At 40.7% G+C, this 15,150-nt stretch carries 15 protein-coding genes and 1 riboswitch; all 15 genes read right to left on the bottom strand.

The features are described from left to right. Positions 1–45 precede the first annotated feature (45 nt). A complete protein-coding gene (gene purH / locus HWQ49_RS12530) occupies positions 46–1,578 on the bottom strand; it encodes a bifunctional phosphoribosylaminoimidazolecarboxamide formyltransferase/IMP cyclohydrolase (RefSeq protein ID WP_188207968.1) in 1,533 nt (510 codons plus the stop codon). Next, a complete protein-coding gene (gene purN, locus HWQ49_RS12535; protein WP_188207969.1) occupies positions 1,553–2,152 on the bottom strand; it encodes a phosphoribosylglycinamide formyltransferase in 600 nt (199 codons plus the stop codon). The genes purH and purN overlap by 26 nt, the downstream gene beginning before the upstream one ends. Further along, positions 2,149–3,189, bottom strand: a complete 1,041-nt coding sequence (gene purM / locus HWQ49_RS12540; RefSeq protein WP_188207970.1) for a phosphoribosylformylglycinamidine cyclo-ligase — start codon at positions 3,187–3,189, stop codon at positions 2,149–2,151. Before purM ends, purN begins: the two co-directional genes overlap by 4 nt. Then, positions 3,186–4,640 (bottom strand): amidophosphoribosyltransferase, encoded by a 1,455-nt coding sequence (gene purF, locus HWQ49_RS12545; protein WP_188207971.1) that lies wholly within the window; start codon positions 4,638–4,640, stop codon positions 3,186–3,188. The genes purM and purF overlap by 4 nt, the downstream gene beginning before the upstream one ends. Further along, complete coding sequence (gene purL, locus HWQ49_RS12550) at positions 4,616–6,841, bottom strand: phosphoribosylformylglycinamidine synthase subunit PurL (protein WP_188207972.1); 2,226 nt, start codon at positions 6,839–6,841, stop codon at positions 4,616–4,618. The genes purF and purL overlap by 25 nt, the downstream gene beginning before the upstream one ends. Next, complete coding sequence (purQ, locus tag HWQ49_RS12555) at positions 6,825–7,508, bottom strand: phosphoribosylformylglycinamidine synthase subunit PurQ (protein WP_188207973.1); 684 nt, start codon at positions 7,506–7,508, stop codon at positions 6,825–6,827. The genes purL and purQ overlap by 17 nt, the downstream gene beginning before the upstream one ends. Beyond that, entirely contained in the window at positions 7,505–7,762 is a 258-nt protein-coding gene (gene purS, locus HWQ49_RS12560; RefSeq protein ID WP_188207974.1) for a phosphoribosylformylglycinamidine synthase subunit PurS, read from the bottom strand. Before purS ends, purQ begins: the two co-directional genes overlap by 4 nt. A 26-nt stretch (positions 7,763–7,788) precedes the next feature. Further along, entirely contained in the window at positions 7,789–8,508 is a 720-nt protein-coding gene (gene purC, locus HWQ49_RS12565) for a phosphoribosylaminoimidazolesuccinocarboxamide synthase (protein WP_188207975.1), read from the bottom strand. A gap of 124 nt (positions 8,509–8,632) precedes the next feature. Continuing rightward, complete coding sequence (gene purB / locus HWQ49_RS12570; protein WP_188207976.1) at positions 8,633–9,925, bottom strand: adenylosuccinate lyase; 1,293 nt, start codon at positions 9,923–9,925, stop codon at positions 8,633–8,635. After that, complete coding sequence (gene purK, locus HWQ49_RS12575; protein ID WP_188207977.1) at positions 9,918–11,051, bottom strand: 5-(carboxyamino)imidazole ribonucleotide synthase; 1,134 nt, start codon at positions 11,049–11,051, stop codon at positions 9,918–9,920. The genes purB and purK overlap by 8 nt, the downstream gene beginning before the upstream one ends. After that, complete coding sequence (gene purE / locus HWQ49_RS12580) at positions 11,045–11,539, bottom strand: 5-(carboxyamino)imidazole ribonucleotide mutase (protein ID WP_188207978.1); 495 nt, start codon at positions 11,537–11,539, stop codon at positions 11,045–11,047. Before purE ends, purK begins: the two co-directional genes overlap by 7 nt. A 102-nt stretch (positions 11,540–11,641) precedes the next feature. Continuing rightward, positions 11,642–11,743, bottom strand: a riboswitch (purine riboswitch). A 100-nt stretch (positions 11,744–11,843) separates the two neighbouring features. After that, a complete protein-coding gene (truA, locus tag HWQ49_RS12585; RefSeq protein WP_188207979.1) occupies positions 11,844–12,581 on the bottom strand; it encodes a tRNA pseudouridine(38-40) synthase TruA in 738 nt (245 codons plus the stop codon). An 11-nt stretch (positions 12,582–12,592) separates the two neighbouring features. Beyond that, on the bottom strand, positions 12,593–13,390 hold the full coding sequence (locus tag HWQ49_RS12590) for an energy-coupling factor transporter transmembrane component T family protein (RefSeq protein ID WP_188207980.1): 798 nt from the start codon (positions 13,388–13,390) through the stop codon (positions 12,593–12,595). Continuing rightward, a complete protein-coding gene (locus tag HWQ49_RS12595; protein ID WP_188207981.1) occupies positions 13,387–14,253 on the bottom strand; it encodes an energy-coupling factor transporter ATPase in 867 nt (288 codons plus the stop codon). Before HWQ49_RS12595 ends, HWQ49_RS12590 begins: the two co-directional genes overlap by 4 nt. Next, complete coding sequence (locus tag HWQ49_RS12600) at positions 14,229–15,056, bottom strand: energy-coupling factor transporter ATPase (RefSeq protein ID WP_223155175.1); 828 nt, start codon at positions 15,054–15,056, stop codon at positions 14,229–14,231. Before HWQ49_RS12600 ends, HWQ49_RS12595 begins: the two co-directional genes overlap by 25 nt. Positions 15,057–15,150: the final 94 nt, after the last annotated feature.

Here is a 15,150-nt window from a genome sequence, read left to right on the forward strand (position 1 = left end):
TAACCCGGCGTTCGCCGAATTTTTCGGCAAACGTCGCATTACCCTCTAATGTTTAAAATGGCGAACTCCGGTAAAGACCATCGCGATCCCATGTTCATTACACTTATTAATTGAATCCTCATCACGAATCGAACCACCCGGCTGAATAATTGCACTAATTCCTGCTTGATGTGCCGCTTCAACGGTGTCATCCATTGGGAAAAACGCATCTGATGCCATCACCGCTCCTTGTGCTTGCTCTCCAGCTTGCTCAATGGCGATCTTCGCTGCTCCTACTCGATTCATCTGTCCTGCACCAACTCCGATTGTCTGTTGACCATGAGCAAGCAAAATCGCATTCGATTTAACATGCTTCATCACTTTCCATGCGAATGTTAGATCGATCCATTCTTCCTCACTTGGGACACGGTCTGTTACAACCTTAAGTTCTAATATATCTTCTGAGTACTGGTCCTCATCTTGGATCAATAAACCACCAGATACAGTTTGCAGCTTCTCTTCTGGTTCATTTTGTTTAATCGGCACCTCTAACAAACGAATGTTTTTCTTTTTAGTCAGAGTAGTCAAGGCTTCGTCTGTATAGCTTGGTGCAATGATAATCTCCAAGAAAATTTCACTTAATTTCTTAGCAAGGTCTTGATTGACTTCCTGATTAAGTGCAATAATTCCACCAAATATAGAAATGGGATCAGCTGCATAGGCTCTGTGATAGGCGTCTATAATTGAATCCCCAATCCCCACACCACACGGGTTTGTATGTTTGACTGCAACTGCTGCCGGTTCTGTAAATTCTTTCACAATAGCTAAAGCCGCATCCGCATCTTGAATGTTGTTATACGACAATGCCTTACCATGAAGTTGTTTCGCATGTACTAAAGAGGATTCATTGGCAAACGCCTTTTTATAAAAAGCTGCTTGCTGGTGTGGATTTTCGCCGTATCGTAGCGTCTCTTCATGCTCAAAAGTAACGGTTTTGGTTTCGGGAAAGCGCTCGCCAGCTTGCTCAGTAAGGTACTCTGCTACTAATGCATCGTAATGAGCAGTATGCCTAAAAACTTTTGCGGCTAGCTGCTGTTTAAAATCGTTCGTCACCTCAGACTCCGTAATGGCCAACAAAACCTTATGATAATCGCTTGGGTCAATCACAACCGTTACATCTTGGTAATTCTTAGCCGCTGCCCGTAGCATTGCCGGACCACCAATATCGATATTTTCAATCGCCTCACCAAAAGAAACATTCTCCTTAGCTATTGTTTCTTTAAATGGGTACAAGTTAACAACTACTAGATCAATTGGCGTGATTTTCTGTTCTTGTAAAGCTTGCACATGCCCTTCAACCTCACGTTTTGCTAACAATCCGGCATGTATATTTGGATGGAGTGTTTTAACTCGACCGTCTAAAATCTCGGGGAACCCTGTCACCTCAGAAATCCCAATCACGTCTAAACCATTTTCTTCTAACACCTTTTTCGTACCACCTGTTGAAATAATCTCAATACCTCGTTTATTTAACTCCTTGGCAAATTCGACAATTCCTGTTTTATCAGACACACTAATTAACGCGCGTTTTACTGACATTTAGTTCATCCTCTCTCATGATCTTCGCTAGCGTTTTGGGATAGATGTGATGTTCAACTTGTTTTATTCGCTTTTGTAATGTTTCGTATGTATCTTCTGGTCGAACTGCGACTATTTCCTGGGAAATGACTGGTCCTGTGTCGATTCCTTCATCAATGTAATGAACCGTTACACCAGTTTGTGCAACTTCTGCCTTAAGTGCCTGACCGATCGCATCTTTTCCTGGGAAATGTGGTAGTAATGAGGGGTGAATATTAACTATACGTTGCTGGTAAGGCTCTAGTAACGTAGAGCCTACCAAACGCATATACCCTGCTAAAGCAATCCAGTCTATCTTGAATTGTTTAAGTATCGTTAAAATAGCAATTTCATATTCACCTTTAGTTGCATAAGCTTTGGGAGCAAATGACTTAGTGGGAATGTTTAAACGACTAGCACGTTCTAGAGCATAAGCATCTAAACGGTCGGTGACCAATAATACAACCTCATAACCTAAGTTTGATTGCCTTGATGCTTCCACTAACGATTCAAAATTTGACCCACTTCCTGATGCAAATACGGCAACTCGCTTCATAGCATCATTCCTCCAGCAAACTTTAATACTCCAGTATCATTAACCGTTCCAATCTCATAGGCTGTTTCGCCTAATCCATCAAGTATTTCCAGGCATTGTCGGACATCTCGTTGATCAACGACAAGTACCATTCCAATCCCCATATTAAAGACGCTATACATATCACGAATAGATAAGTTTCCATAATCTTTAACAAAAGAAAAAATTTCCGGCTTAGGAAATGTATCCACATCAATCGACGCTCCTAATCCCTTTGGAAGTACTCTCGGGATATTTTCATCAAAACCTCCACCCGTAATATGAGCAACACCTTTTAAATCAATCTGTTGTTTCAAAGCTAGTATTTGCTGGACATAGATTCGAGTCGGGGTTAACAAGACATCTTTTAACGGTACCATAAACGGTGGATAAGTTTCATTTAAATCTAGCTGAGCATCTTCTAAAAGCACTTTTCTAACTAGTGAGAATCCATTACTATGAATACCGTTAGAGGGCAAGCCAATCAGACGATCACCTATTTTAATCCGATCACCTTTAATGATAGAGGATTTTTCTGTCACACCAACAGCAAACCCAGCTACATCATACTCACCCTCATCATATAGTCCAGGCATTTCAGCTGTCTCTCCCCCAATTAAGGCACAACCCGCTTCCTCACAACCATCTGCTATCCCCTTCACAATTGCTTCGACTTTTTCAGGCTTAGCCTTACCTAATGCTAAATAATCAAGGAAGTATAATGGCTCTGCACCCTGTGCGACAATATCATTCACACACATCGCTACAGCATCAATCCCAATTGTATCGTGTGATTCTGTCATAAAGGCTAGCTTTAGCTTGGTGCCAACTCCATCTGTACCGGAAACCAAAACTGGTTCATGGTAATCTAGGGACGATAAATCAAACATCCCACCAAAACTACCTAAACTACCTAAGATCCCTGGACGATTTGTACGGCTAATGTGAGATTTCATGCGCTCAACTGCTTCATAACCCGCTTCTATATTCACTCCTGCTTGGCGATAAGCATCTGTCATGATTTACTCGCTCCTTGACTGGCAACTTCACCGACAAGTTGACCTTTTTTATGTGGTAGCTCTGAATCTTCATATATTTCCGTTGGATACTTCCCAGTGAAGCACGCTAGACAATGTCCACAGTTTTTACTTGAGTCATGACGGCCAATTGCATCGACCATCTCATCTGTTGGTAAATAGCTTAGTGAATCAGCATCGATTTGTTTCCTAATTTCTTCAAGAGAATAATTAGATGCAATCAACTCTGAAGAAGTAGAAGTATCTATGCCATAGAAGCATGGGTACTTGATTGGTGGTGAGCTGATTCTGACATGGACTTCTTTCGCCCCTGCTTGTTTGAGCATGGTTACAATCCTTCTAGAAGTTGTACCACGAACGATTGAGTCATCCACCATCACCACTCGCTTACCTTCAACAATTTTCCTGACTGGAGATAGCTTCATGCGAACCCCACGCTCACGCATTTCCTGTGTTGGTTGTATGAATGTACGACCGACATAACGATTCTTGATAAGTCCAAGTTCATAAGGAATCCCGGACTGCTCAGCAAACCCTATAGCAGCAGAAATACTAGAATCAGGTACTCCAGTCACCACATCTGCTTCAACTGGTGCCACCTCTGCTAATTTCTTACCTAACCGTTTTCTCGTGCTATGAATATTGTCCCCATCAACATTACTATCTGGACGTGCAAAATAAATATATTCCATCGTGCATATAGATCGGTCAACAGGGTCTGTAAAGGTACTAGAATGAAGACCGTCATCATCAATCACCAAAAACTCACCTGGTTGAACTTCACGTACATACTCTGCACCCACAACGTCGAAGGCACATGTCTCAGATGCAACGACATAAGTAGAGCCTATCTTACCTAAAGATAACGGCCTCATTCCACGTGGGTCTAATGCTGCGATTAATTTGTCTTCCAATAACATGACCACCGCAAAGGCTCCTTCAAGTTGCCGAAGAGCCGCTTTCATACGATCAAGTTGAGGGACTTTCCCACCTCTCCTAATTAAATGGGCAATCACCTCTGTATCTGAAGTCGTTTGAAAGATACTTCCAAAGCTTTCTAACTCTGCACGCAATTTGGTCGCGTTGACTAAATTACCGTTATGTGCAACTGAAAGTGATCCAGTATGAGAATGAAAAAGTAAAGGCTGAATATTCTCATAAGATTTCTCACCCGCTGTTGAATACCGAACATGGCCAATTGCACTCTCCCCTGTTAATTTAGCTAACGAGTGTTCATCTAAAACTTCTGTGACCAACCCATGACCTTTTGTTTGTTGTAACCTCTGACTATCCGACACCACAACACCAGCACCTTCTTGACCACGGTGTTGCAAACTATGCAAACCATAATAAGTCATTTGCGCCGCTTGAGAGTGACCGTATACTCCGAAGATCCCGCACTCTTCATTTAAACCTTTGATGTCAGTAAGCATGGGATCGCTCCCTTCCAATAATCTGTTAATGTTTGAACTGAAGCCTTAATCACACCTTCTCCATTCCATTTCACATCCAAGTAGCCATCTGTAGTGACTTTTCCAATCCAATTGGCATCGTTAACTAGTTCTTCAAAAGCACGAAGATTTTCTGCTTTTACCGTGACGACAAACCGTGATTGAGTTTCACTGAACAACTCTAGCAATTGACTACCTGATAGATTAATATCTAAGCCATGTTCTGTGGTCATGACCTTTTCAGCTAGAGCAACAGCTAAGCCCCCTTCAGATATGTCATGCGCTGATTCAATCACACCTGTTTGGATAGCTGTTAATAGCTGCTTCTGTCGATCCTTTTCCTTCTCTAAATTAATCACTGGTGCTTTGCCTTCATATTTCCCAGTCAATAACTTTTGAATCTCGCTTCCACCAATCTCTAAATCTGTTTCACCAATGACATAGATGTGGTCCCCTGCTTGTTTGACGTGTTGAGTTGTAATATGATTTAAATCATGTACTAGACCAACCATACCAACGACTGGCGTCGGATAAACACTCACTCCATTCGTTTCATTATAAAGTGATACATTACCACTAATAACTGGCGTACTAAGTTGTTTACTTGCTATAGCCATACCATCTGTGGCTTGTTCCATGGACCAGAAATTTTCTGCTTTCTCAGGATTACCGAAGTTTAAACAGTCGGTTAGGGCAAGTGGCTCGCCTCCAGAACAAATGATATTACGCGCTGCTTCTGCAACAGCAATTTTCCCACCCGTTTTAGGATCTAAGTGTAAATAACGTGAATTACAATCTGTTGTCATGGCTAAAGCTTTTCCCGTATCCCGAATACGAAGGATCGCTGCATCGGATCCCGGTGAAACGACGGTATTCGTTTGCACCATATAATCATATTGGTCGTAAACCCATTCCTTATTTGCAATCGTTGGAGCCTGAAGCAACTTAATTAACAGTTCCTCTGGGTTATCTATTTTAGGTAAATTAAAAGACATCGTTTGATTGATTTGATAGTCCTTTGGTTCTTTGGACGGTAAATGATAAATGGGTGCATCTTCAGCTAAAGCATCTACCGGCATATCTGCAACCACTTCACCATTATATGTTAAACGTAACTGCTTCTCTTCGATCACAGTTCCAACTTCTACAGCTTCCAGGTCATACTTTGCAACGATATCTTTCATTTCTTGTTCGTGACCTTTTTTAACAACGATTAGCATACGCTCCTGCGACTCTGAGAGCATCATTTCGTATGGTGTCATATGTTGCTCCCGCTGTGGGACTAAATCAAGGTTCATTTCTATTCCCGTACCAGCTTTACTTGCCATTTCGCTTGCAGATGATGTTAAACCAGCTGCTCCCATATCTTGAATACCAACTAAAGCATCTGATTTCGTAATTTCTAGACAAGCTTCAATAAGTAGCTTTTCCATAAACGGATCGCCAACTTGCACAGCAGGCCGGTCTTCCTGTGATTCATCGGTTAGCTCTTCTGATGCGAAGGTTGCTCCGTGAATGCCATCACGACCCGTTGCCGAACCAATATACATCACCGTGTTACCAATTCCTTTGGCCTGACCGACTTGAATATCTGTATGGTCGATGATCCCAACACACATCGCATTGACAAGTGGATTCCCTTTGTAACAATCATCTATTTGAATTTCTCCACCGACTGTCGGAATCCCAACACAATTTCCATAACCAGCAATACCTGCCACTACTTCTTCAAACAAATACTTCGTGCGTGAATCGTTAAGCTCACCAAAGCGCAATGAATTTAGTAACGCAATCGGGCGCGCGCCCATCGAAAAAACATCTCGAATAATCCCGCCCACACCTGTGGCCGCTCCTTGATAAGGCTCGATGGCAGAAGGGTGGTTGTGGCTTTCAATTTTAAAGACTGCTGCCTGCCCATCACCGATATCGACAATTCCAGCCCCTTCTCCAGGACCTTGTAGAATACGCTCTCCTTCTGTTGGGAATTTTTTAAGAAGTGGACGAGACTTCTTATAACTACAATGCTCACTCCACATCACTGAAAAAATTCCTGTTTCTGTATAATTCGGTGTTCTTCCAAGAATCTGTTCAATTAGCTGAAATTCCTCATCCGTTAACCCCATGTCTTGATAAAGCTTCTTTTCTTTCACTTCTGTTGTATTTGGTTCAAGAAGTAATGGCATTCTGTTCCCTCCAATTCTTTAAGATCGACTGAAATAAACGTAATCCATCAGCACTACCTAATAATTGATCAACCGCCCGTTCTGGGTGGGGCATCATGCCAAGAACATTACCTTTTTCATTGGTAATCCCTGCTATATCAGCTGTTGAGCCGTTTGGGTTTTGTTTGTATTTAAAAACAATCTGATTGTTAACTTGCAAGCTTTCTAGTGTTGCTTCATTGCACTCATAATTTCCTTCAGCGTGAGCGACCGGAACTTGGATGGCCTCCTTTAGTTGGTATTCACTTGTGAAGATAGTTTGGTTATTTTCAACGATTAGTTCCACCGGGCGACAGATGAATTTTAATTCCTCGTTTCGTTTCATCGCACCTGGTAGTAACCCTGCTTCAAGTAAAACCTGAAATCCATTGCAAATACCTAGTACCGGCTTTCCAGAGTCTGCAAACCCTTTAACAGCTGGCATAATGTTTGAGAAGCTTGCAATCGCTCCAGAACGTAAATAATCACCATATGAAAACCCACCAGGTAGTAACACGGCATCATAATGAGCTAAATTAGTTTCCGTATGATCGACATAGTCAACTTGCTCACCTAATTCATCACGGATCGCATGAAAAAGGTCTGTATCACAATTTGAACCAGGAAAAACGATCACTGCAAATCTCATGCTGTCACAACCTCCTCTGTTTCGTATCGATAATCCTCAATAACCGGGTTGGATAGCAGCTGTTCGCACATCATTTCAATCTGTTCGTTGTCATTTTCAGTCGCACTTTCTTCTAAAATAAACTCCATATACTTGCCCACATGCATGTCATTTACATTGTCTATGTTCATCGTACTTAACGCTTGCTCAATTGCTTTACCTTGTGGGTCTAACACACCCTCTTTTAATGTTACGTACACCTTTACTTTTACCATTGTCTCCCCACTCCCTTATAGAAGAATTATTTAACTGTGTTTGCAGTTAATCGGTTCAAAATCGTCTCATATGCTTTTTCAACATGACCAATTCCTTGGCGAAATACATCTTTATCTAATCTTTCGTGAGTCTTAGCATCCCACAAACGACATGTATCAGGGGAAATCTCGTCTGATAAAATGATTTCGCCTTCCTGATCAAAACCAAATTCCAATTTAAAATCTACTAAAATGACGTCACATGCTTGAAAGTGATCGATTAACTTCTGGTTGATACCTAAGGCCATCCCCTTCATACTAGCTAATTCACCTTTGGTAACTAACTCTAGTAGATTGATATGATCTTCATTTATCAACGGATCACCGAGTTCATCATCCTTATAGTAGTACTCCACAATGGTTTGATTAAGTTTGGCCCCCTCATCTAAGCCTAATCGCTTAGCTAAGCTACCAGCCGCTATATTACGAACAACGACTTCAATAGGAATAATCGTTGTTTTTTTAACTAGTTGCTCTGTTTCTGAAATTCTTTTAATAAAGTGATTAGGTAGTCCAATAGCTGATAATTGGTGGAATAAAAGCGACGAAATTTCATTATTTAGTCGCCCCTTTCCTTGTTGCCTCTCCTTCTTTTGACCGTTAAACGCCGTCAAATCGTCTTTATATTGCACCCACAAGGTATCTGGTTGTTCCGTTTCAAACAAACGCTTAGCCTTTCCCTCGTATAGCAGTGGACCTTTTCTCAAAATAACGCCCCCTTATTGGCAATTGGCTTAAATAATTGAAGGTTCAATCCGTGGGCCTAGTCGTTCTATCCGTAGATTTCGTTCTCCAATCCGTGAAAGTCAGCGTTCTATCCGTGAGGAGCAACTATAATCCTACACGTTCAAAAATCATATCGACATTCTTTAAGTGGTAAGTTGGATCGAAACAATCCTCTAACTCGGATTCGCTCAGTTCTGAAGTGATTTCTTCTGTTGCTCGAATTAAATCTGGGAATGAACGTCCTTCCTCCCATGCCTGCATAGCTAAAGGTTGCACTAAGTCGTAGGCACGCTCACGAGCGAAGCCTTTATCAATTAGTGTTAACAACACACGCTGTGAGTAAATTAATCCGTAAGTCCGATCCATGTTAGCTTTCATATTGTCCTCAAACACAGTAAGCTTCTCCACAATGCCACTAAATCGATTAAGCATATAGTCAAGAGCGATTGTAGCATCTGGAATAATGATACGTTCTGCTGATGAGTGTGAAATGTCACGCTCATGCCATAGCGGAACGTTCTCATAGGCTGTCATCATATAACCGCGAATTACACGTGCCATTCCGGTCATATTTTCAGAACCAATTGGGTTACGTTTATGCGGCATCGCTGATGAACCTTTTTGACCCTTAGCAAAAAACTCCTCAACTTCACGAGTTTCGCTTTTTTGCAAACCACGAATTTCTATTGCCATTTTTTCTATCGATGTTGCGATTAATGCTAAGGTTGACATATAATCGGCATGACGGTCACGTTGTAAAGTTTGGGTTGAAATAGGCGCCGGTTTTAAGCCAAGCTGTTCACAAACATATTTTTCAACAAATGGGTCAATGTTAGCGTATGTACCTACTGCCCCTGATAATTTTCCATAAGCAATGCCTGCTGCCACTGCATCAAAGCGCTCTATATTGCGTTTCATCTCTTCATACCAAAGGGCTAACTTTAAGCCAAAGGTAGTTGGTTCAGCATGGACACCGTGAGTACGCCCCATCATGATAGTGTATTTATGCTCTTTTGCTTTTTCCTTGATTACATTCAAGAATTGCTCTAAGTCATCTCTTAAAAGATCATTAGCTTGCTTTATTAAATAGGATAATGCGGTATCGACAACATCTGTTGAAGTTAGGCCGTAATGAACCCATTTCTTCTCATCACCTAGCGTTTCTGAAACGGCTCTACTAAAGGCAACAACGTCATGGCGTGTTTCCGCTTCGATCTCTTTAATTCGATCAACGTCAAATCTAGCTTTTTCTCGAATCCGCCTAACATCTTCTTTAGGGATTTCGCCTAATTCTGCCCAAGCTTCAGAGGCTAAAATTTCAACCTCTAACCAAGCCTTAAAACGATTTTCCTCTGTCCAAATGCTTCCCATCTCTTCTCGTGTATAGCGTTCAATCATGTTGTACCCTCCAAATTGATAATTGTTTAATATGTTCTAATAGGTCTTCTATGTTATCACCGATAAAATTAATATGTCCCATTTTACGGTTTGGTTTTGCCTGATCCTTACCATATAAGTGTAGCTTTGCTTTTAAATCACCAGGAATATCTGAATAGACCTTATCAACATGCTGTCCTAAGATATTCGTCATGACAACAGGTGTATATAAATTAGCTTCTCCTAATTTCCAATCGCAAACAGCACGAATATGCTGTTCAAATTGTGATGTTTCGCAAGCGTCCAACGTGTAATGTCCTGAATTGTGTGGTCTTGGTGCTACTTCGTTTATGTATATCTCACCACTAGCAGTTAAAAACATTTCCACCCCAAGTACCCCAACTAACTTCAAAGATTCCGCAATTTGTAAAGCTAGCTTTTTCGCTTTAGACTCGGTTTTTTCATTAATTCGAGCCGGTACAATCGATTGGTGTAATATATGGTTTTTATGAATGTTTTCAGAGACTGGATAGGTCATCGCTTCACCACTGACACTCCTAGCAACCATCACTGAAATTTCCTTATCAAAGGCAATAAACTGTTCTAAGATACATGGTCCCTTTGCTAAGATAGGTTCTGCATCCTTCAAATCAGCTTCACTTTCTAATTTCATTTGGCCTTTGCCATCATAGCCGAAGCGCCGTGTTTTTATAACGGCCGGATAACCTATCTTTAAAAGACCACTCTTCAATTCTTCCATACTGCTGATTAGTTCGTAGCCAACGACATTCGCACCACTTCGTTCAATCGCTTGTTTTTCATAAGCTCGGTCTTGTGTGGTCTGAATAAGTTTACTTCCTTGTGGCACATATGCATGCTCTTCTAACCATTTCAAAGTCTCTGAATCCACATTTTCAAACTCGTAAGTTATGACATCTGCTTCCTCTTTTAAGTGTTTAGCAGCTTCAAAGTCATCATAAGCTGAGACAATTTCAAGATCTGCCACTTGACCTGTTGGCGAATGATCTTTTGGATCTAAAACAACCACACGAAAACCCATCTGCTTAGCAGCTATAGCCATCATTCGTCCAAGCTGTCCTCCACCTATGACTCCTATTGTCTTACCCGGCTGTATAGAGTTCACCATGATTTTAACTCCTCATTACTTTGTTCAACTTTCTCTTGTAATTGCTCACGATAGGTCAAAAGTTTTTGATATAATTTTGAATCAAATATAGCAAGCTGTTGAGCAGCTAATAACCCAGCATTCGTTGCACCAGCCTTACCAATCGCTACTGTTGCTACTGGAACACCACCTGGCATCTGAACAATCGATAACAAAGAATCCAAGCCATTTAAAGCTTTGGATTGAACTGGAACACCAATGACTGGTACAACTGTCTTAGCTGCAACCATTCCTGGTAAATGTGCAGCTCCGCCCGCCCCTGCAATAATCACTTTTAAACCACGATCATAAGCTTGCTCTGCATATGTATACATCTTCTCAGGCGTACGATGTGCTGAGACCACTTCCGTCTCATATGGTACCTCTAACTCTTCTAGAATCTCACATGCGTGCTTCATCGTATCCCAATCGGATGTGCTCCCCATAATGACTCCAACAACTGGTTTCATCGATTCCATCCTCCCTGTTAAAATAAAAATGCAGATTACTCTCCTACACTACAAGGAAAGTAATCTGCACATATGTATCCCAAAGAGACACTACGTCCTTTATGATTAGATAACTTCCCTCATAGTCTAGTCGTTTACGGCGACTAGGTAGAAACTTTTGGGCCTTATTCCCAACTTTATATGAGGGTATTTAACTGTTAACCTTCGTAATTACAGTGCCATTATAACATCATCTCAACCATAATGAAACATATAAAACCAAAAACCGTAAAAAAATATAAAAAATCAAATTAATGTTCGGATTTTAGTAATTTACTTCCCATAAGCACAAACCATGTCCAGGTGCGGTCATTCCCACCACCTGACGATTAAAGGTTTCCAAGCCGTCTTTTATACATGATGAATTTCGTTTACCTAACCCTATTTCAACTAAGGTTCCAACAATAATCCGTACCATATGGGTTAAAAAACCATCTCCACGCACTTGAAAAATGACACGCTTCCCCTCTTGCCATACATCAAGCGAATAGATTGTTCGGGTTTTATCTCCCTTGACATTCGATTTTGAAGCAGAGAAAGCCGTGAAATCATGTCTTCCAACTAAAAGTTGTGCCGCCTCTTGGATTTTTTCAACGTTTAAGGGCTTCTTGACATGCCATTCGTATAATCGCTGAAATAGATCGTACTCATGATCATTAAGTACGATATAACGATACGTTTTACCCTTAGCACTTTTTCGTGCGTGAAAATTATCGTCTACTTTTTCAACCCTTTGGATTTGAATATCATTTGGTAACAACGTTTCTAAAGCACGGTGCCAAGCATTTCTATCAAGGGATAAAGGTGAATTAAAATGAATCACTTGGCCATAAGCGTGGACACCAGCATCCGTACGACCTGAAGAATAAATGCGTACTTCTTCACCGTGCATTTTAGCTAATGCCTTTTCAATAACAAGTTGGACCGTTCTTTTTTCTAACTGAACCTGGTAACCTGAAAAATAAGTCCCGTCATATGCAAATGTGATTTTAATCCGTTCCATAGCTATTCTCCTTACGTTCTGGTCAACCAAAAAACAATCATGATACCAATAAATACAATCGCGGCAAGAAGATCAACCTTCTGAAACGTTAATTCTCTTAGCTTGGTCCGACCTTCTCCCCCACGATAACCACGTGCTTCCATCGCTAAGGCTAAATCCTCTGCACGTTTAAAAGCGCTAATAAATAGTGGAATTAACAGAGGGATAATGGCTTTAACACGTTCTTTTATCGGGCCTGTAGTTAGATCTAATCCTCGTGAAGCCTGAGCTTTTGAGATCTTGTCCATTTCCTGCATTAATGTCGGAATAAAACGAAGTGATATAGACATCATTAAAGCTAATTCATGTACAGGAAACCGTAACTTATTTAAAGGTTTTAATAAGGCCTCAACTGCATCTGTGATCGAGATTGGTGTTGTCGTTAACGTTAACAAAGTTGTCATTAATATCAACAAAAATAACCGTGCAGAAATATTAGCCCCTTGAATCAAGGCTTGATCATATAGATTAACCCCCCAAAACGAATATAAAATATTCCCTTCACGAGTTAGGAAAATATGTAGTATGAATGTTAAGGCAATAATAAACCAGACAGGCTTTAACCCTTTTAGGATATATGAAACCGAAATACGTGAAATGATTGCACTTCCAATCGCTAGGGTAAAGAGAGTCATAAAGCTCATCCAAGTTTCCGCTGAAAAAATAACTAAAACAAATATAAAGACGATCAGAATCTTCAAACGTGGATCTAATCGGTGAATAAACGATTCGCCTGGCACATACTGACCAATAATTAGTGACTGATTCAAGAACGCGCACCTGCCTTCACGAAGTCCACCAAGACCTGGCTAATTCCCTCCATGTTGGACTGACATTCATTAACTGATACTCCTAACTTGTTCTCAATATAATTAGCGCATTCAAAAACCTCTGGAATATCTAAGCCAATATCCCTTAACCGTTCTTTCTTCTTAAACAATTCCTTAGGCTCACCGATCATCTCGACTTTGCCTTGGTTCATGACAATAACCTGATCGGCATAAGCTAATGCATCTTCCATATGGTGTGTAACTAACACCGTTGTCTGCTGACGGCTTTGATGTAAATGACTAAAAAGTTTGAGCATTTGACTTCTTCCTAATGGATCTAATCCAGCTGTCGGTTCATCTAAAACTAGTACACTTGGTTCTAGTACAATCACACCTGCAATCGCCACACGACGCATTTGTCCACCACTTAGTTCAAAAGGAGACCGGTCAAGTACGTCCACTGGTAATCCCACGTTGTTTAATACATCTGCCAGTTCGTCCTCTTTCCTATCTAAATCAAACCCGAAGTTCTTAGGACCAAATAAAATATCCTTCTTAACCGTTTCCTCAAACAGCTGATGTTCAGGATATTGGAAGACAACTCCAACATGTTTGCGCAAATCTTTCACTTGATGATTCTTTTCACTACTAAGCGTAAATTCCCCTATAGTGACCTCTCCTTGTATGGGTTTAATCAAACCATTCAAATGTTGAATTAACGTTGACTTACCGGATCCTGTATGGCCAATTATAGCCGTAAACGAACCACTCGGAATATGAAACGATAAGTTATGTAACGCTTGGTGTTCAAAAGGGGTATTATATTGGTAAATATAATCTACTTCTTTAAATGTAATGTCCATAGTTCATCCACCAGTTCCTTAAAATCTAACGGCTCTCGCTCTAAAGTGATATTTTCAGACTTCAATTGATGGTATAATTTAGTGACAAAAGGGGGTTCTAGACCAATATTCTCAAGCTCTTCACCTTTTGCGAACAATTGTCTAGGTTCACCCTCAAACCAAACCTCTCCTTGATTTAAAACCAAAACACGATCGGCAAAAGCGGCTTCTGTTAGATCATGCGTAATCGAAACGATCGAAAGGCCTCTTTCTTCCTTTAACGTTTTCATCGTTTGTAGTAAGTCCTTCCTCCCCATTGGATCTAACATCGTTGTTGCTTCATCGAAAACAATAACTTCAGGCAACATGGCCAATACACCTGCGATCGCAATTCGTTGCTTTTGTCCTCCCGATAAACGATGGGGTTCATGTTGCTCATATCCATCCATGCTAACTTGTTTTAAACTCTGTTGGATACGCTCATACATATACTCAGGATCAACACCTAAGTTTTCTAACCCAAACGCTACATCATCAAGAACAGTCGTACCTACAAACTGATTCTCGGGATTTTGAAAAACCATTCCTACCTTTTGCCTAACCTCAATTAAGTTCTGCTCTGTGAGTTCTATGTCATCTATAAACACTTGTCCCTCAGATGGAAGCAGTAATCCATTCATCATCTTGGCAACCGTTGATTTCCCTGATCCGTTATGACCAATTAAGGCAACCCATTCTCCACGGTCTATAGATAAATTTATATCATTTATTACTTTCGACGAATCATCCCGGTAACGAAATGATACACGATCAAATTTGATCAACCTCTTGTACACTCCTCAATCACACTTTTTTTCATTGTACCACATAGTTTGTTTTAATTTTTATCTTAATTGCGTTATATATAATTACTGAAAA

Origin of the sequence: Alkalibacillus aidingensis (assembly GCF_014595945.1) — a bacterium.
Taxonomy (GTDB): domain Bacteria; phylum Bacillota; class Bacilli; order Bacillales; family Alkalibacillaceae; genus Alkalibacillus; species Alkalibacillus aidingensis.

Excerpts from the sequence above, each read along its gene's own strand:
- purK (WP_188207977.1), bottom strand. The coding sequence starts at position 11,051 with ATGGTGAACTCTATACAGCCGGGTAAGACAATAGGAGTCATAGGTGGA.
- purB (WP_188207976.1), bottom strand. The coding sequence starts at position 9,925 with ATGATTGAACGCTATACACGAGAAGAGATGGGAAGCATTTGGACAGAG.
- purH (WP_188207968.1), bottom strand. The coding sequence starts at position 1,578 with ATGTCAGTAAAACGCGCGTTAATTAGTGTGTCTGATAAAACAGGAATT.
- purS (WP_188207974.1), bottom strand. The coding sequence starts at position 7,762 with ATGGTAAAAGTAAAGGTGTACGTAACATTAAAAGAGGGTGTGTTAGAC.
- truA (WP_188207979.1), bottom strand. The coding sequence starts at position 12,581 with ATGGAACGGATTAAAATCACATTTGCATATGACGGGACTTATTTTTCA.
- purL (WP_188207972.1), bottom strand. The coding sequence starts at position 6,841 with ATGCCATTACTTCTTGAACCAAATACAACAGAAGTGAAAGAAAAGAAG.
- purN (WP_188207969.1), bottom strand. The coding sequence starts at position 2,152 with ATGAAGCGAGTTGCCGTATTTGCATCAGGAAGTGGGTCAAATTTTGAA.
- purM (WP_188207970.1), bottom strand. The coding sequence starts at position 3,189 with ATGACAGATGCTTATCGCCAAGCAGGAGTGAATATAGAAGCGGGTTAT.
- purQ (WP_188207973.1), bottom strand. The coding sequence starts at position 7,508 with ATGAGATTTGCAGTGATCGTTTTTCCTGGTTCAAATTGTGATACAGAC.
- purF (WP_188207971.1), bottom strand. The coding sequence starts at position 4,640 with ATGCTTACTGACATCAAAGGTTTAAATGAAGAGTGCGGGATCTTCGGA.
- purE (WP_188207978.1), bottom strand. The coding sequence starts at position 11,539 with ATGAAACCAGTTGTTGGAGTCATTATGGGGAGCACATCCGATTGGGAT.
- HWQ49_RS12595 (WP_188207981.1), bottom strand. The coding sequence starts at position 14,253 with ATGGACATTACATTTAAAGAAGTAGATTATATTTACCAATATAATACC.